The organism is Enterobacter sp. BWH52 (genome assembly GCF_001037565.1).
GTDB classification, from domain to species: Bacteria; Pseudomonadota; Gammaproteobacteria; order Enterobacterales; family Enterobacteriaceae; genus Enterobacter; species Enterobacter hormaechei_C.
Map to the genome: position 1 here is coordinate 897,563 of NZ_KQ089854.1, position 16,420 is coordinate 913,982.

Sequence of the window (16,420 nt, forward strand, 5' to 3'; positions counted from 1 at the left end):
TTAGTTAACAGAGCTTTTCAGGGCGCTGTCAGCGGCGTGACGCTCCAGCGCCAGTTCAATCAGGCGGGTGAGCAGTTCCGGATAGCTTATCCCGCTGGCATGCCACAGTTTCGGGTACATGCTGATATTGGTAAAGCCCGGCAGGGTGTTGATTTCGTTAATCACCACCTCGTTATCCGGCGTCAGAAACACGTCGACGCGCGCCATCCCACAGCATCCCAGCGCCTGATAGGCTTCAACGGCGATCGCGCGGATCTTGTCGTTAACGTCAGGATCGAGCGCGGCGGGGACCACAACCTGGGCACCTTTGTCGTCAATATATTTGGTGTCGTAGGAATAGAAGTCGCTGTTCAGCACTACTTCACCGCAGGTACTCGCCTGCGGGAAGTCGTTGCCCAGTACGGCGCACTCAATTTCGCGTCCGTTAATTCCCTGCTCAACCACCACCTTATGGTCAAACTCAAAGGCCAGACGAACGGCTTCGTTAAACTGCGCTTCGCTGGTGACTTTGCTGACGCCAACGGACGAGCCCTGATTTGCTGGTTTCACAAATAGCGGCAGGCCGAGTTGCGCCTGGATCTGCGCGAAGCTATGTTTATCGCGGTTGGCACGAGTAAGCGTCACGAACGGCGCAATATTCAGACCAGCGTCGCGCAGGAGACGTTTTGTGACGTCTTTATCCATGCAGGCGGCAGAGCCCAGCACATCGGAACCGACAAACGGCAGGTTCGCCATCCGCAGCATGCCTTGCAGGGAGCCATCTTCGCCCAGCGTGCCGTGAACGATAGGAAACACCACGTCAATCTGTGCCAGCGCCTGCGCGTTCCCGGCATCGATAAGCTGTCCCTGTACCACGCCTGGAACCGTTGCGACGCTGATATCAGAAGGATTAAGGGCGATGTGCGCCGGATCGTCAGCGTGTAACAGATACTGGCTGGCATCGTTAACATGCCACTGGCCCTGTTTATCTATGCCCAGCAGCACCACGTCAAAACGGCTTTTATCAATCGCATCAACGATATTTTTAGCCGATTGCAATGACACCTCGTGCTCTGCCGATTTTCCCCCAAAGACAATACCTACGCGCTGCTTTGCCATCTCACTCTCTTCCAGTCTGACGAAAAGCCAATAACATACCACGATGCCCGGCGGGTTTCGCGGCCTTCTGCCATAATGTTTTGAGGGATGCTGAAGGGGGGCGCGTGAAAGGAAAAGGTCTGTTTATTCTTATTGTTATTGCCGGGATCGTCACGGTGGGCTACCGCTGGTTGCCGTCGCAGTACAACCCTTTCGTGCCGCTTACGCTTGACGATCCGCCCGGAAAAATAACCCAGTTTAAACTTCGGCGTTTAACCCCCCAGGCGTGCGAAAGCCTGTTAACGCAGGCGAACCAACGTCGGCTTATCCGTACCCAGGCGGTCGCTGACAGCGCCGGGGAGTGTCCACTGAGTAACGTGGTGCGCGTACGTGATTTTGGCCCGGTCAGTCTGAACAGCAGCTTTCTTGCCAGTTGCCTGCTGGCGTTAAGTTCGGCGCTGTTTGTCAGCCAGCAGGCCCGGCCGCTCACCAAAACCTGGACGGGAAGCGAGCTTGCGCGTATTGAACATCTGGGCAGCTTTGCCTGCCGCAATATCTACAGCCGCCCGGATGCGCGGCGCAGCGAACATGCCACGGCGGATGCGCTGGATATCAGCGCTTTCAGGCTGGCAAACGGACAGCGTGTTACCGTTCTAAACGGCTGGAAAGCGGAAAAGACGCAGCCCTGGCTACAGGCGCTGCTCTCGGCAAGCTGTGGTTATTACGGTAACAGTCTGGGACCGGACTATAATGCCGCCCATGCCAACCATTTCCATCTGGGAATGCGCGGATATGGATTATGTCGATGAAGCATAATCTTCCGCCGAAATTTGGATGAATTGTGACTTATTTCACAAATATGATGACTGGGAAGATAAAACACCAAAGTCTGCAAGGCCGCATCTCTGGCGCTATGTCATTGCGCGTAACTTGCTAATCTGTCGGCGAATTCGCCTAAAAATGAAGACTATTTCTGTTATGGAATCCTGGAAAGTTAACCTCATTTCAGTCTGGTTCGGCTGCTTCTTCACCGGACTGGCTATCAGCCAGATATTGCCCTTCCTGCCGCTGTATGTGTCGCAGCTGGGGGTCACTTCCCATGAAGCGCTCTCCATGTGGTCCGGCCTGACGTTCAGCGTGACGTTTCTGGTCTCCGCCATTGTGTCGCCGATGTGGGGTAGCCTGGCAGATCGCAAGGGGCGCAAGTTGATGCTGCTCCGCGCCTCGCTGGGGATGGCGATAGCCATTTTGCTCCAGGCCTTCGCCACCAACGTCTGGCAGCTGTTTATTCTGCGGGCGATAATGGGGCTGACCTCTGGGTACATTCCGAATGCCATGGCGCTGGTGGCCTCACAGGTACCGCGTGAGCGAAGCGGCTGGGCGCTCAGCACGCTTTCCACCGCCCAGATCAGCGGGGTCATTGGCGGCCCGCTGCTCGGCGGCTTCCTGGCGGACCATGTCGGGCTGCGTGCGGTCTTTATCATTACTGCGATCCTGCTGACGATCAGCTTTCTGGTCACCCTTTTTCTGATTAAAGAGGGCGGGCGGCCTGTTGTCAGCAAATCCGAACGCCTGAGCGGAAAAGCGGTTTTCGCCTCGCTGCCTTATCCTGGCCTGATGATTAGCCTCTTTGTGACGACGATGGTGATCCAGCTCTGTAACGGCTCGGTGGGGCCGATTCTGGCGCTGTTTATCAAGTCGATGGCGCCGGACAGCAGCAACATTGCGTTTCTGAGCGGGATGATTGCCGCCGTGCCGGGCGTGTCGGCGCTGATGTCTGCTCCGCGCCTGGGGAAACTGGGCGACAGGATCGGTACGGCACGTATTCTGATGGCAACGCTCATCATTGCGGTGATCCTTTTCTTTGCCATGTCATTCGTCACCACACCTCTTCAGTTGGGCATCCTGCGCTTCCTGCTTGGCTTCGCGGATGGCGCCATGCTGCCCGCTGTTCAGACGCTGCTGGTGAAATATTCCAGTGACCAGGTAACCGGCCGCATTTTTGGCTACAACCAGTCGTTCATGTATTTAGGCAACGTAGCGGGTCCGCTTATTGGCGCCTCGGTCTCGGCGATGGCGGGTTTCCGCTGGGTATTTGCCGCGACGGCGGTGGTGGTACTGCTGAATATTATTCAACTGGCCTTTGCCTTACGCCGTCGCAGGCGAATCGCTGAGGCAAAGTCGGCCCGGTAAACACGATAATATATTATTTATTCTTATGAACGCCGCATTTTTATATAACGAAATGCGGCGCCTTTCTTTTAGAAAAACGTTTCGCTTTCTCCACGAAATATCTTTTTTGGCAGCGATGTCACTTTTGCATAAGATAAAGCCAATCCATGCTTTTCATTATTCAGTGAGGGTGTTAATTTCAGGGGAAATCACATAAGGAAATAGCACCATGAAAAATCTCATTGCTGAGTTGTTGGTTAAGCTTGCCCAAAAGGAAGAAGAGTCGAAAGAGCTGGTTGCCCAGGTCGAGGCGCTGGAAATCGTTGTGACGGCGCTGCTGCGACAGATGGCAAAACCAGAGCAGGAGGCGTTGATCGACAACGTTGAAGGCGCGCTGGAAAAAGCTCGCCCTGATTCACAGGTTCCCGCAGAGGATGCGGAGCTGCTTCAGCAATACGTAAAAAAGCTTTTGAGGCATCCTCGCAGTTAACCGGCCAGAGGTGAAATGACATGTCACAGAATTGTCATGCAGGATGCCTGGCGTCGCTCTGTTTTTATTTTTACACATTTTTCAGGGTAAATTAAATTGAGACAGAGCACAGTTTTCACCGCATAATTTCTGCTATTAATTACCGCCTCCCTGCCGGCGAAACCGGATAATGATCATTGTGCCGCTACAGGGCTGAAATAACCGCTGAGCCCGGCGAAAATCAGGTGCGCAGGGTGGTTTTTTTTCCGTAACGAACCAGACTTAACGTGGAACTTCACATAAAGGATGGTGCAATGAAAACAACAATACTGATTACCCTGCTCTCTGGCCTGTGTCTGATGGCATCAGCACATGCGGAAGAGAAAACGTTGACGCCCCAGCAGCAACGCATGACGACCTGTAACCAACAGGCGACATCGCAAAGCCTGAAAGGGGATGCCCGTAAAACGTACATGAGCGACTGCCTAAAAAATGGTGCGACAAAACCCGGTGAAAAAAGCCTGACCCCGCAGCAGCAAAAAATGCGCGAGTGCAATGCCCAGGCGACACAGCAGATGCTGAAAGGCGACGATCGCAGCAAGTTCATGAGCGCGTGCCTGAAAAAACAGGCGTAGTGCTAACGGGTGAGTCACGGCTGTGGCTCACCCAAAATTTCATACTTTCCCCGCTATCCCCCTCTCTATAATTTGGGAAAATGTTTCAGAATATTCCCAAAGATGATGAATGATGAGTTTTATGACAGTCACGAGAACATTCGGGAAGCGTGGCACCAGCAGCTTTCTCAGGATGATTCATACCGTTCCGGTCTGCGATTTGCCCGGCGAATACGGCTGGCACGCATCGTTGGTCTGGCGGCGCTATTTGTTCCGCTTGCCAGCGTTCTGGTGAGCCAGTTTCTTTCCGGCGTTTGGTGGTTATTGCTGGTGGGCTGGGTCTTTGTCTGGCCCCATCTGGCCTGGCAGCTGGCTTTTCGTTCGGCTGAACCCCACAGAAGTGAAATTGTTAATCTGAAAATCGATGCCATTCTTGCCGGTGTCTGGATGGGGCTAACAGGGTTCAATGCGCTACCAACGGCGGCGCTGATCATGATGATCGGCATGAATATGATGGGATCGGGGGGATGTCGCTTATTTCTGACAGGACTGGCGCTGCTTGCCCTGTCTGCTCTGCTCACCGTGCAATCCACGGGTACTCCTGTGCTATTGACCTCTGAACCGCTGGCGTTGTGGCTGACGCTCCCCGTGCTGGTGGTCTACCCCATGCTGTTTGCATGGCTCAGCCACCGCACGGCGATCCGGCTGGCAGAGCATAAGCGTCGGCTTGAGCTGATGAGTACCCGCGACGGAATGACCGGCGTGTTCAATCGCCGTCACTGGGAAACGCTGCTGCGTTACGAATTTGAGGCCTGCCGTCGCAGCCATCGACAGGCGACGATACTGCTCATCGATATCGATCACTTCAAGACGATCAACGACACCTGGGGGCATGACGTGGGGGATGAAGCGATTGTTGCCATTACGCGCCAGCTTCAGCTGACTCTGCGCTCCGGCGATTATATTGGCCGCTTTGGTGGGGATGAGTTCGCGGTGATCATGTCCGGCACGCCTGCCGACAGCGCGATTGCAGCGATGTCGCGCGTCCATGAACGGCTGGTCAACATGCCGCTGCACGGAGCACCAACGGCGAGGTTGTGTATCAGCGTTGGGGTTGCCCCCTGGGGAGCGCAGTTCACCCACTATCGTGAATGGCTAAAGGCGGCGGACGTGGCCCTCTATAAAGCCAAAAATGCCGGACGGGGCCGCACCGAAGTGGCCGCCTGACGCCCGGCGTAGCGCATCAGGACTTACTGAGCTTCTCTGATTTTTCCATGCATTTTTCCATCGCCTCGATCACGGCGGAGCGGAATCCGCGATCTTCCAGCACGCGCACGGCTTCAATGGTTGTGCCCCCCGGCGAGCACACCATATCTTTCAATTCGCCCGGATGCTTACCCGTTTCCAGCACCATTTTGGCCGAGCCCATCACCGCCTGCGCTGCAAATTTGTAGGCCTGCGCGCGCGGCATTCCGCCCAATACGGCGGCATCGGCCATGGCTTCGATAAACATAAAGACATACGCCGGGGCAGAGCCGCTCACGCCGACCACCGGGTGGATCATCGGTTCGGCAATCACTTCCGCTTCGCCGAAGCAGCGGAAGATATTCAGTACATCTGCCACGTCTTCAGATGTGACCAGTGCGTTCGGGGTAACGGAGGTCATACCGGCATTCACCAGCGACGGGGTGTTTGGCATGGCGCGAACAATCTTACGGTCGTGACCCAGCGCGCGGGCGAGCTGATCGAGGGTCACGCCTGCGGCAATCGACACCACCAGGGTCTCTTTGTTAAGGCTGGAGGTGATCTCGCCCAGGACTTTAATCATGATATTCGGCTTAACGGCGCCAAAGACAATATCCGCCACCTGAGCCACTTCCTGCGCGCTTTCGGCAGCGTTGACACCATACTCATCACGCAGCGCCGCGACTTTATCCGGGGATGGGGTATAGACCCAAATCTGCCCCGGCAGCACCTGCCCGCTGGCAATCAGTCCGCCGAGGATAGCTTTGCCCATGTTTCCGCAGCCGATAAACCCGATTTTCTTATCCATCACGTCTCTCCGTTATTATGCGTTGTTATCTCTCATTGATAGCTTAACAACGAAATGCAGGCGACAATAGTCGCCAGAATCATAATGGGGATAGACGATGGCGATTTGGGTTGATGCGGATGCGTGTCCGAATGTGATTAAAGAGATTTTATTTCGTGCTGCCGAGCGCGTGCAGATGCCGCTAACGCTGGTGGCGAACCAGAATATCCGCGTGCCGCCCTCCAGATACATCCGATCTCTGCGCGTTCCGGCCGGGTTTGACGTGGCGGATAACGAGATAGTACGCCTGTGTGACGCAGGAGATCTGGTGATCACGGCGGATATCCCGCTGGCTGCCGACGTGCTGGCGAAGGGGGCCGCGGCGCTTAACCCGCGCGGCGAGCGCTACTCTCCGGCAACGATCCGGGAGAAGCTCACCATGCGTGATTTTATGGATACGCTGCGTTCCAGCGGCGTGCAAACCGGTGGGCCGGACAGCCTGTCGCAGCGCGATCGCCAGCAGTTTGCCGCCGAGCTGGATAAATGGCTGCTGGAAGTGAAGCGCCGCCCGGCGTAGCCCACCTCCGGGCGGTTTTGTGGTACAGTGTGGCTTCCACAGGCTTGTCATTCCGTACCGCTTTGCAGTAAAGTTAGCGCAACATCTACTGCAATCATTTCTTTACAGCCTTCAGTTATCCGGCAGCAAGGGGAACACCTGGTTATGAACCCACCCATCTTTTTAGTTGGCCCTCGCGGCTGTGGGAAAACCACCGTTGGTCTGGAGCTGGCGCGTTTGTGCCAGAGTCAGTTTGTCGATACTGACCACTGGCTTCAGGAGAATGCGGGTAAGACTATCGCCGATATCGTTGAAGATGAGGGTTGGGAGAGCTTTCGTGCGCGTGAAACGGCCACGCTGGAAGCGGTGACCGCGCCGTCAACCGTGATTGCGACCGGTGGGGGCATTATCCTGGCGTCGTATAACCGCCAGTTTATGCGCGAAAAGGGTGTCGTGATCTACCTCTGTGCCCCGGTCTCTACGCTGGTGGGGCGGCTGGAGGCGTTTCCGGAAGAGGGGCAGCGCCCGGCGCTGACCGCGAAACCGCTGAGTGAAGAGGTCAGCGAGGTCCTCGCCGAACGCGATGCACTGTACCGCGAGGCGGCACACCACGTTGTGGATGCGTCGGCGTCACCCGAAAAAGTTGCGATTCAGATTATTACCGCCCTGCGTTTGGCTTGCGCCAGCTAACAGCCGTCTATACTCATAGCTCAGACATAAAAAAAGGATGAGCTATGCCAACCAGACCTCCCTATCCACGTGAAGCCCGCATCGTTACCGTTGAAAAAGGTAATGGTGATCAAACCGTAACCTGGTACCAGCTGCGTGCCGATCACCCTAAACCTGATTCGCTGATCAGCGAACATGAAACCGAACAGGAAGCGCTGGATGCGAAACGGCGCTATGAGGATCCTGAGAAGTCCTGACAGGAATCCGAATTCGTTACAACCGTGCCTGAATCACACTTTTAACTTATCGCTGATGTTAAGCAGCAGTTAATATTTAGTTATTACAGGTGGATTCGGAAAGGCCAGTCGATCTTTACACTACGGTGTTGAGATCCCCTGCTACGCTTGGTGCTGTTTTGTTGAATAAATGAACAGTGCAGCGTAGTGAGCCTGCACCTGTGTGGCAGTTGTGGTAGTAACGGAAGGCGATCAAAATGAAGGCGACGTTGGCGATCCTCACGATTGGTGTGGTGCCTGTAAGCGAAGTATTACCGCTCTTAACCGAGCATGTCTCTGAACAACAAATTACGCATCTCAGTCTGTTAGGGAAGCTCAGTCGGGAAGAGGTCATGGAAGACTACGCGGTCGGAGAGGGGGAAGATCCCCTGGCAACGTTACTCAGTGACGGTAAACTGGCGCATGTGTCGCGCCAGAAAATCGAGCGCGCGCTACAGGGCGTGATCGAAGTGCTCGACAATCAGGACTATGACGTCATTTTGCTGATGAGCACGGCACCCGTTAAAGGACTCAGCGCGCGTAATGCCATTCTGCTCGAACCGATGCGGATTATCCCCCCGCTGGTGGCCTCTATTGTTGATGGTCATCAGGTTGGGGTCATCGTTCCCGTTGAGGAACTGCTGGATAACCAGACGGTGAAGTGGGCTGCGCTGGAGCACACCCCGCTGTACGCGCTGGCTAACCCGTTCTGGGACAGCGAAGCGAAGCTGATTGCGGCCGGGCAGGAATTGATCGACAGAGGGGCGGATGTCCTGATGCTCGACTGCCTGGGCTTCCATCAGCGGCATCGTGATTTATTGCAAAAGGCGCTGGATGTTCCGGTGCTGCTCTCTAACGTCCTGATGGCGCGTCTGGCGTCAGAATTACTGGTGTAATGATTTTGCGTGACAGGTCATGAGCATGGCCCCTATAGTGGATTTTTCTCTATAAATATAAGGGCCAGTTCATGCTTCAAAGTAACGAATACTTTTCCGGTAAAGTGAAATCCATTGGTTTTACCAGCAGCAGCACTGGCCGCGCCAGTGTCGGCGTAATGGCGGAAGGGGAATACACCTTTGGCACCGCAGAAGCGGAAGAGATGACGGTGGTCAGCGGCGCGCTGAACGTCCTGCTGCCGGGTGAAACGGAGTGGAAAGTATATAGTGCCGGGCAGGTCTTCAACGTGCCGGGCCACAGCGAGTTCCATTTACAGGTTGCAGAGCCAACCTCTTATCTGTGCCGCTATCTGAAATAAAAGCATGCCGGGTGGCGCATTCGCTTACCCGGCCTACGTTTTGCCTGTCAGCGCTGCGCTTCGCCGCCGAGACCTTCCACCAGGTTCTGAATTAGCGCCGCCAGCTCGCCGGTCATCAGGATAAAGTCTGCGTCAAAGCGCTGAGCATAATCTTCGCGGTCGATATCTTCGTTCTGATCGCGCAGTTCATCGCAGAATTTCAGGCGCTTCACGGAGCCGTCATCACACATCACAAACTGAATGCGCTGCTGCCAGTCGAGAGCCAGTTTGGTCACCACTTTGCCCGCTTCAATGTGCACGGCGATTTCGTCGCTCACCAGTTCCTGTTTCTTCGCTCGGATCACGCCGCCATCTTCCAGCAACGCTTTCAGCTCTGCTTCATCAAGGATCTGGAAGCCCTGCGCGGCAGTCCCGCTGCGCACCCACTCGGTCAGGGTCAGCTCAATCGGCGTTTCCAGCGCCAGCGGTACCACCGGTAATGAGCCAAGGCTCTTACGCAGCAGCGCCAGCGTATCTTCGGCTTTTTTGGCGCTGGCGCAGTCCACCATGATCAGCCCGTTAACGGTGTCGATCCACATCATGGTCTGGCTAAAGCGGCTAAACGCGCGCGGCAGCAGCGAGTGCAGCACTTCATCCTTCAGCGAATCTTTTTCGGTTTTTTTAAGCTTACGGCCCTGTTCAGCTTCCAGCTTGAAGATCTTCGCTTCGAGTGCCTGCTTAACCACGGGCGTCGGCAGGATCTTCTCTTCTTTGCGGGCGCAAACGATGATTTGCCCCGTGCTGCTGGCGTGGGTCAGCGCATCGCTTTGAGAACCCATTGGCGGAACCCAGCCGGTTTTTGCCATATCCTGGCTACCGCAAGGGGTAAAGGAGTAAGCGGCTAACTGTTTTTCCATCTCTTCTGCACGCAGCGAAACGTCGCGGCTGAGACGGTAAACCATCAAATTTTTGAACCACAGCATGATAATTTCCACGGCCTTGTCGTTAAATCAGCGGGCATGATAACGAATTGTCGCATCGCTTGCATTGCTAATCGGGAAGCGGGCTTCTACTCTGTTGATAATCAAAATAATGAGGAGTGTCTTGTGCGTATTGGGATTGATTTGGGCGGCACCAAAACAGAAGTCATCGCGTTGAGCGAGCAGGGGGAGCAACTGTTTCGCCACCGTCTGCCTACGCCGCGCGATGATTATCACCAGACCATAGAGACGATTGCCCGCCTGGTCGATATGGCAGAGCAGGCAACGGGCGAGACGGGCACAGTCGGGATGGGGATCCCTGGCTCCATTTCGCCGTATACCGGCGTGGTGAAAAACGCCAACTCCACCTGGCTCAACGGTCAGCCGTTTGATAAAGACTTAAGTCAACGCCTGAACCGGGAAGTGCGTCTGGCGAATGACGCAAACTGCCTGGCGGTGTCTGAGGCCGTGGATGGCGCAGCGGCTGGCGCGCAGACCGTATTTGCCGTAATTATCGGCACCGGCTGCGGGGCGGGCGTGGCCTTCGGAGGGCGCTCGCATATTGGCGGCAACGGCACCGCGGGCGAGTGGGGGCACAACCCGCTGCCGTGGATGGATGAAGATGAACTCAAATACCGCGCCGAAGTGCCGTGCTACTGTGGCAAGCAGGGCTGTATAGAGACCTTTATCTCCGGTACGGGGTTTGCCACCGATTATCATCGTCTGAGCGGCCAGCCGCTGAAAGGTAACGAGATTATGCGTCTGGTTGAGGAGCAGGATCCGGTGGCTGAACTGGCGCTCAGCCGCTACGAAATGCGGCTGGCTAAGTCACTGGCGCATGTGATCAATATCCTCGATCCGGACGTGATTGTGCTGGGCGGCGGCATGAGCAACGTCGACCGACTTTACGCCACGGTGCCAACGCTGGTGAAACAGTGGGTATTTGGCGGCGAGTGCGAAACACCGATCCGCAAAGCCGTCCACGGTGACTCCAGCGGCGTGCGAGGCGCGGCGTGGCTGTGGCCGGAATAAACGCAAAACGGTAACTTGCGTTGCCGTTTTTGATGTTTGTACCCTCTCCCACAGGGAGAGGGCCAGGGTGAGGGCATCAGACCGCACCGTCCCCCATTCAATTCACCGCAAACTCCCTGTCCAGCCTGCTATACCCCAGCCCGTTGATCTTCTTCACCTTGATCTGCACCGGAATACGCTCTTTCATCGCCTCAACGTGGCTGATCACGCCGATGGTTTTCCCGGTGGCGTTCAGTGCGTCGAGCGCATCCAGCGCGGTGTCCAGCGTTTCACTGTCGAGCGTGCCGAACCCTTCATCCAGGAACAGCGAATCAATGCGCGTTTTGTGACTGACCAGATCGGAAAGCGCTAAAGCCAGCGCCAGACTGACCAGGAAACTCTCCCCGCCGGAAAGGGTACGGGTATCGCGTATCGCATCGGCCTGCCAGGTATCGACCACTTCCAGCTCCAGCGCGTCGCTGGCTTTACGCTGAAGCAGATAGCGGCCATGCAGACGGTTGAGCTGCTGGTTGGCAAGCCACACCAGATTATCCAGCGTTAGCCCTTGGGCGAATTTACGGAATTTATCGCCGGTGCTGGAGCCTATCAGCGCATTGAGATAGCCCCAGTCGTCGGCCTGACGCGCCGCCTCCTCAATCTGCTGCATAAGCGCCTGCTGGTGCAGACGGTTATCGGCGTCCTGTTTGAGCTGCTGGCGGATCTCCCCCTGATGCGTGGTGTTGTCCCGAAGCTGTTGCGCCAGCTGATGTAACTGCGCCTGAAGCGTTGCGGCATCGGTTTCCAGCCCTTCGGGGCGCTGTGCCTGATGCGCCTGAAGCTGCTGGCTTGCCTGCACCGAAAGCGCCGTGGTCTGCTGGAGCTGGTTTTCCAGCGTCTGCTTTTGCTGTTCAAGCTGGCGGATCGACGCTTCATCCAGCAGGGCGGAGAGAAATGCCTCCCGATCGGCAAAGCAGCTCGCGGTCAGCGCGGCGTTGAACTGAGCCTGTGATTGCTGGAGCCGTTCACGCTCAAGCGTCTCCTGCTGCTGGAGGGTGGTGAGCTGGCTTTGCAGCGACACGCATTCGTCGTGGATGCCGCGCCAGTTCTCAGGTATAACCGCGTCGGCTTCTGTATCATCGGTAACCGGCAGCGTCTCCAGGATTGGCATCAGGGCGTTAATACGTTCCTGAATCGTACCGTGCTGGGCCTGTTTTTCCTGCCACAGGGTATATTCGCTTTCGCGCGCGCTCAGCCAGGCGCTTTCGGCCCCTTCATCGGGCACGCTAAGCGACAGCGACTCTAGCGAGGCCGCCAGCGCCTGACGCGTCGCCGTCAGCTGCTGCTGGTACTGGCGCGCCTGACCTTCCTGTTCAATGAGCTGGTTTTGCAGCGTCAGACGCTGGCTGAGCTGATACAGCTGGCGTTCATACTGCTCCTGTGCGCTCATCCAGAGTGCTATATCATCCTGAATATTCAGCGCTATGTTCAGGGAGGTGCAGACCTCCAGCCACTCTTTAGTGAGTGCTTGCTCTTCCTCAGAGAGAGCCTGTGCTTCCTCAGTCTCGCGCTGGATCTGTTGGGTCAGCGCATTCACCTGCCCGAGTACCAGCAATCCTTCCTCTTTTAGCGCTGCAACCTCTTTCTCCAGCGCGTCGCGGCGGCGCTGATTGTCAGTCAGTTCAAGCGCCTGATACTGCACAACTGCCGGGTGTTCGCGTGAACCGCAGAGCGGGCAAGGCTTACCCGCTTCCAGCTGAGCACGATAATTCTCAAGATCCTTGATTGTCGCCTCACGCTCACAGAGCGCTTTCAGGTCGGCATAGTGCTGATTTTTTTCTTTGAACTGCTGACGCCGCAGGATCAGCGTTTCATTGAGCTTACCCTGCTCAGCCTGCGCTTTCTGCACGCTTTCCGCATTCTGGCGCAGTCGTTTTTGCAGCGGCTGATAGCGAGCGTGAAGCGCAGTCAGACGCTGGCGGAGCGCCCGCGATTGTGCCTGTTGCTCCATTGCCGTCGCGAGATCCTCAGCCGTCAGCGTCAGCGTACTCTCCGGCAGCTCAGCCAGCTTCTGACGAAGCTCAGCCATGCGCGCTGCCTGGGCAACAAGCTGATTTTTATCGCGATTCAGCTGCGTAAAATGCGCCCGCCAGCCGGCAATTTCCTGTCCCCACTGACGGAAACGATCGTGTTCGGTTAGCCACTGCGTCAGCGCCGTGTGCTCTGTCTGCAACTGTTCACGGTTGCGCTGCGCACCGTTGCGGATACGCGCGCGCTGTGCCGCTCTGTCGAGTAAGCGAGTATTTACTTCGACAATTCGCTCTGCGGTTTGCGACAGGCGGGCGGTCTGCTCCTGCTGGTGCTGCCATAGCGGACGTAGCTGGGCGGCGGGCTGCGCCAGCTGGAGCTTAGCCAGTTGCGGCGCGGCGTCCGTCAGAGCCTGTTGCGCCTGCTGCTGCGAAGCGGCTGCGCGCTGCTGCTCACGTATCAGTTCGTCGTTACGCGTAAGCCACTGAAAATCTTTCTGTTGGCTCTGCTGCTGTGCCAGCAGGATTTTCTCTTCGTCAGTAAGTGCCTGCAAACTTTGCTGCAAGTGCTGCTGCTGTTCCTCGCTCAACAGCACAACCCCTGCGGCCTGCGCTTCGCACATCTCCAGCGCGTTACGTGCCGCTTTGTGTTTTTCAAAAACCATGGCGGAAATCTGGCCGTAAATTTCCGTGCCGGTCAGTTCCTCCAGCAGCTCAGCGCGATCGCTCGGTTTAGCATTCAGGAAGGCGGCAAACTGCCCCTGCGAGAGCAACATCGAGCGGGTAAAGCGACCATAGTCCAGCCCGGTGAGTGCGGCGGTTTGTTCCAGCTTATCCGTGACTTTGTCGGCCAGAATTTTGCCGTCTTCGCAGCGGGCCAGCTCTACGCGCGGTGCCTGTAAGTTCCCGTCCGGCTGGTTGCGGGCGCGGTTCTGGCTCCAGAAAGCGCGATAAGCAACGCCTTTGACCTCAAATTCCACTTCCGCCAGGCATTCGGCGGTATCGCGCGTCATCAGGTCGTTTTGCGCCTGAGAGACCTTATTAAGACGCGGCGTTTCGTGGTACAGCGCCAGGCAGATGGCATCCAGCAGCGTGGTTTTACCAGCGCCGGTTGCGCCGGTGATGGCAAACAGCCCGTTGCTGACGAACGGCTCCGCGGTGAAATCAATTTTCCACTCACCCTTTAGCGAATTCAGATTTTTCAGACGCAGGCTCAGAATTTTCATGCGTTTTCGTCCTCGTCATGGAGGGAGTGCAGGGTCTGGGCAAACAGCTCGTTAAGCCTGGTGCGTCTGGCCTCGTCCACCTCTTCATGCGCAAGCCGCCGCGCGAACACCTCTTCAACCCGAAGTTCGCTAAGCGTTTCACGCTGGGCGTTGAGCAGTATTTTCTCGCGCTGCTCGCGGCTGCGGCGTACCAGCAGTACTTCCACGGGAAGGTCTTCCGTCAGCGTCTGAATTTTACGCTGCATATCGTACAGGTAGTCGTCGGTGGTGATTTCGATATCGAGCCAGACGGGGGGATTAAGCGCTGCGCCGCGCCACTGCTCAAGCTGAGCGGTAATGGCGGCCAGATCGCCTTTCAGCACCGCCAGCGGCTGGGTGACCGGCACCTCAAGCGTCTCAACGGCGCTGAGTTTGCCCCCGGTGAAGCTCACCAGATGGACGGATTTGGCTTTGCCCGTTTCGTCAAAACTGAGCGAAATGGGCGAGCCGCAGTAGCGGATATGCTCGCAGCCGCCGACGATCTGGGCCCGGTGAATATGCCCGAGGGCAATGTAGTCGGCGGGGGGGAAGTTTTGCGCCGGAAACGCGTCCAGCGTACCGATATAGATCTCGCGCACCGCGTCACTCTTACTGGCTCCGACGGTGGTGAGGTGTCCGGTGGCAATGATCGGAATGGCCTGATCGCCGCGCAGGGCGCAGGCTTCCGTATGCTGCTGGTGATAATAGCGGGTGATGGCCTGCAACAGATGCTGCTGTTTTTCGCTGCCGGACAGACCCGCCTGGCTTTGCACGATATCGCGCGGGCGTAAAAACGGGATTGGGCACAGCACCGCGCCCGGCGTGCCGTCGCGTTTTTTCAGGATCTGCGGCGCGTGCCCGGCGCTGGCCACCACGGTGGTATTGAGGAACGCCAGAATATCGCGGGATTCATTCAGCGTCGCCACCGAGTCATGATTTCCGGCGACAATCACCAGGTGACAACCGGTACGCTGGAGGTTGACCACAAAACGGTTGTATAGCTCACGCGCATAGCTCGGCGGCGATCCGGTATCAAAAATGTCGCCCGCCACAATAATCGCGTCCACCTCGTGAGCCTGAGCCGTCTCCAGCAGCCAGTTCAGGAACGCTTCATGTTCCGCGGCGCGGCTTTTGCTGTAAAAATTTTGACCCAGGTGCCAGTCTGAGGTGTGAAGTATGCGCATAAAAGATCCGTGGCAATAATAAGAAAGCAGGATTATAAACTTTCGTGGAACGGAAAATAACCGCTGTAATAAAACAACAGTTTGCCATTTATAGTGGTAATGTTTTTCATAAATCTGTCATAAATCTGACGCATAATGACGCCGCATTACAGACTTGTAACTTAAATACGATAAGACAGGGCAAAGTATGGCGAGACGTATTCTGGTCGTAGAAGATGAAGCTCCGATCCGTGAAATGGTGTGCTTCGTGCTTGAACAAAATGGCTTCCAGCCGGTTGAAGCGGAAGATTATGACAGCGCGGTGAACCAGCTGAATGAACCCTGGCCCGATCTGATCCTGCTGGACTGGATGCTGCCTGGCGGTTCCGGATTACAGTTTATCAAGCATATCAAACGCGAGGCGATGACCCGTGATATCCCGGTGGTGATGCTGACGGCGCGCGGCGAGGAAGAGGATCGCGTGCGCGGTCTGGAAACCGGCGCGGACGATTACATCACCAAACCGTTCTCCCCGAAAGAGCTGGTGGCGCGTATCAAAGCCGTGATGCGCCGTATTTCACCGATGGCGGTGGAAGAGGTGATTGAGATGCAGGGGCTGAGCCTGGATCCTACCTCACACCGGGTCATGACCGGTGAAAATCCCCTCGATATGGGACCGACCGAATTTAAACTCCTGCACTTCTTTATGACCCACCCGGAGCGCGTTTACAGCCGCGAACAGTTGCTGAATAACGTCTGGGGAACTAACGTCTATGTCGAAGACCGAACGGTTGACGTCCATATTCGCCGCCTGCGTAAAGCACTGGAACTGAGCGGCCACGATCGCATGGTACAGACGGTCCGCGGCACGGGTTATCGCTTCTCGACCCGTTTCTGAAC

At 56.3% G+C, this 16,420-nt stretch carries 17 protein-coding genes; 12 read left to right on the top strand and 5 right to left on the bottom strand.

What is annotated here, in order from left to right:
- Complete coding sequence (ddlA, locus tag SK47_RS04210) at window positions 1-1,098, bottom strand: D-alanine--D-alanine ligase (protein ID WP_048243532.1); 1,098 nt, start codon at window positions 1,096-1,098, stop codon at window positions 1-3.
- Between the two features lie 104 nt (window positions 1,099-1,202).
- Between ddlA and SK47_RS04215 the strand changes: the two genes are divergently transcribed.
- The 5 genes from SK47_RS04215 to adrA all read left to right on the top strand — a co-directional run bounded on the left by SK47_RS04215 (window position 1,203) and on the right by adrA (window position 5,559).
- Window positions 1,203-1,886: an extensin-like domain-containing protein gene (locus tag SK47_RS04215; protein ID WP_048243533.1), complete on the top strand. Its 684-nt coding sequence runs from the start codon at window positions 1,203-1,205 to the stop codon at window positions 1,884-1,886.
- A 169-nt stretch (window positions 1,887-2,055) separates the two neighbouring features.
- The gene (locus tag SK47_RS04220; RefSeq protein ID WP_015571317.1) at window positions 2,056-3,270 is read left to right on the top strand and encodes a multidrug efflux MFS transporter; all 1,215 of its coding nucleotides are present in this window, start codon (window positions 2,056-2,058) and stop codon (window positions 3,268-3,270) included.
- Between the two features lie 208 nt (window positions 3,271-3,478).
- On the top strand, window positions 3,479-3,739 hold the full coding sequence (gene iraP / locus SK47_RS04225; protein ID WP_003859148.1) for an anti-adapter protein IraP: 261 nt from the start codon (window positions 3,479-3,481) through the stop codon (window positions 3,737-3,739).
- Between the two features lie 293 nt (window positions 3,740-4,032).
- Entirely contained in the window at window positions 4,033-4,353 is a 321-nt protein-coding gene (gene psiF / locus SK47_RS04230; RefSeq protein WP_022650447.1) for a phosphate starvation-inducible protein PsiF, read from the top strand.
- A gap of 102 nt (window positions 4,354-4,455) precedes the next feature.
- Window positions 4,456-5,559, top strand: coding sequence for a diguanylate cyclase AdrA (gene adrA, locus SK47_RS04235; RefSeq protein WP_023324219.1), 1,104 nt, complete (start codon window positions 4,456-4,458; stop codon window positions 5,557-5,559).
- A 16-nt stretch (window positions 5,560-5,575) separates the two neighbouring features.
- On the opposite strand, the gene proC is transcribed toward adrA, so the two are convergent.
- Window positions 5,576-6,385, bottom strand: a complete 810-nt coding sequence (gene proC / locus SK47_RS04240) for a pyrroline-5-carboxylate reductase (RefSeq protein ID WP_023315501.1) — start codon at window positions 6,383-6,385, stop codon at window positions 5,576-5,578.
- A gap of 97 nt (window positions 6,386-6,482) precedes the next feature.
- On the opposite strand from proC, the gene SK47_RS04245 reads away from it, so the two are divergent.
- The 5 genes from SK47_RS04245 to ppnP all read left to right on the top strand — a co-directional run bounded on the left by SK47_RS04245 (window position 6,483) and on the right by ppnP (window position 9,119).
- Window positions 6,483-6,941 (top strand): YaiI/YqxD family protein, encoded by a 459-nt coding sequence (locus SK47_RS04245; protein WP_003859141.1) that lies wholly within the window; start codon window positions 6,483-6,485, stop codon window positions 6,939-6,941.
- A 144-nt stretch (window positions 6,942-7,085) separates the two neighbouring features.
- Window positions 7,086-7,610 carry a shikimate kinase AroL gene (gene aroL / locus SK47_RS04250; protein ID WP_023315502.1) on the top strand — a complete coding sequence of 175 codons (525 nt, stop codon included), beginning with the start codon at window positions 7,086-7,088 and terminating at the stop codon, window positions 7,608-7,610.
- A gap of 44 nt (window positions 7,611-7,654) precedes the next feature.
- Window positions 7,655-7,846 (top strand): protein YaiA, encoded by a 192-nt coding sequence (gene yaiA, locus SK47_RS04255; RefSeq protein ID WP_003859135.1) that lies wholly within the window; start codon window positions 7,655-7,657, stop codon window positions 7,844-7,846.
- Window positions 7,847-8,082: 236 nt separating this feature from the next.
- A complete protein-coding gene (locus SK47_RS04260; protein WP_003859133.1) occupies window positions 8,083-8,760 on the top strand; it encodes an AroM family protein in 678 nt (225 codons plus the stop codon).
- 71 nt (window positions 8,761-8,831) lie between these two features.
- Window positions 8,832-9,119: a pyrimidine/purine nucleoside phosphorylase gene (gene ppnP / locus SK47_RS04265; protein WP_003859131.1), complete on the top strand. Its 288-nt coding sequence runs from the start codon at window positions 8,832-8,834 to the stop codon at window positions 9,117-9,119.
- 47 nt (window positions 9,120-9,166) lie between these two features.
- Here the strand turns inward: ppnP and rdgC are convergent, their stop codons facing one another.
- The gene (rdgC, locus tag SK47_RS04270; protein ID WP_003859129.1) at window positions 9,167-10,081 is read right to left on the bottom strand and encodes a recombination-associated protein RdgC; all 915 of its coding nucleotides are present in this window, start codon (window positions 10,079-10,081) and stop codon (window positions 9,167-9,169) included.
- 123 nt (window positions 10,082-10,204) lie between these two features.
- Here rdgC and mak point away from each other — a divergent pair, with 123 nt between their 5' ends.
- Complete coding sequence (mak, locus tag SK47_RS04275) at window positions 10,205-11,110, top strand: fructokinase (protein WP_003859127.1); 906 nt, start codon at window positions 10,205-10,207, stop codon at window positions 11,108-11,110.
- 97 nt (window positions 11,111-11,207) lie between these two features.
- Here the strand turns inward: mak and sbcC are convergent, their stop codons facing one another.
- Together sbcC and sbcD are read right to left on the bottom strand one after the other, a co-directional pair.
- Window positions 11,208-14,339: an exonuclease subunit SbcC gene (gene sbcC / locus SK47_RS04280; protein WP_048243535.1), complete on the bottom strand. Its 3,132-nt coding sequence runs from the start codon at window positions 14,337-14,339 to the stop codon at window positions 11,208-11,210.
- A complete protein-coding gene (sbcD, locus tag SK47_RS04285) occupies window positions 14,336-15,541 on the bottom strand; it encodes an exonuclease subunit SbcD (protein ID WP_048243536.1) in 1,206 nt (401 codons plus the stop codon). The genes sbcC and sbcD overlap by 4 nt, the downstream gene beginning before the upstream one ends.
- Before the next feature lie 187 nt (window positions 15,542-15,728).
- Between sbcD and phoB the strand changes: the two genes are divergently transcribed.
- Window positions 15,729-16,418, top strand: coding sequence for a phosphate response regulator transcription factor PhoB (phoB, locus tag SK47_RS04290; RefSeq protein WP_003859122.1), 690 nt, complete (start codon window positions 15,729-15,731; stop codon window positions 16,416-16,418).
- Window positions 16,419-16,420 lie beyond the last annotated feature (2 nt).

Coding starts and splice junctions, on each gene's coding strand:
- SK47_RS04245 (WP_003859141.1), top strand. CDS start 6,483: ATGGCGATTTGGGTTGATGCGGATGCGTGTCCGAATGTGATTAAAGAG.
- yaiA (WP_003859135.1), top strand. CDS start 7,655: ATGCCAACCAGACCTCCCTATCCACGTGAAGCCCGCATCGTTACCGTT.
- phoB (WP_003859122.1), top strand. CDS start 15,729: ATGGCGAGACGTATTCTGGTCGTAGAAGATGAAGCTCCGATCCGTGAA.
- ppnP (WP_003859131.1), top strand. CDS start 8,832: ATGCTTCAAAGTAACGAATACTTTTCCGGTAAAGTGAAATCCATTGGT.
- sbcD (WP_048243536.1), bottom strand. CDS start 15,541: ATGCGCATACTTCACACCTCAGACTGGCACCTGGGTCAAAATTTTTAC.
- rdgC (WP_003859129.1), bottom strand. CDS start 10,081: ATGCTGTGGTTCAAAAATTTGATGGTTTACCGTCTCAGCCGCGACGTT.
- psiF (WP_022650447.1), top strand. CDS start 4,033: ATGAAAACAACAATACTGATTACCCTGCTCTCTGGCCTGTGTCTGATG.
- adrA (WP_023324219.1), top strand. CDS start 4,456: ATGATGAATGATGAGTTTTATGACAGTCACGAGAACATTCGGGAAGCG.
- SK47_RS04260 (WP_003859133.1), top strand. CDS start 8,083: ATGAAGGCGACGTTGGCGATCCTCACGATTGGTGTGGTGCCTGTAAGC.
- proC (WP_023315501.1), bottom strand. CDS start 6,385: ATGGATAAGAAAATCGGGTTTATCGGCTGCGGAAACATGGGCAAAGCT.
- ddlA (WP_048243532.1), bottom strand. CDS start 1,098: ATGGCAAAGCAGCGCGTAGGTATTGTCTTTGGGGGAAAATCGGCAGAG.
- sbcC (WP_048243535.1), bottom strand. CDS start 14,339: ATGAAAATTCTGAGCCTGCGTCTGAAAAATCTGAATTCGCTAAAGGGT.
- iraP (WP_003859148.1), top strand. CDS start 3,479: ATGAAAAATCTCATTGCTGAGTTGTTGGTTAAGCTTGCCCAAAAGGAA.
- SK47_RS04220 (WP_015571317.1), top strand. CDS start 2,056: ATGGAATCCTGGAAAGTTAACCTCATTTCAGTCTGGTTCGGCTGCTTC.
- aroL (WP_023315502.1), top strand. CDS start 7,086: ATGAACCCACCCATCTTTTTAGTTGGCCCTCGCGGCTGTGGGAAAACC.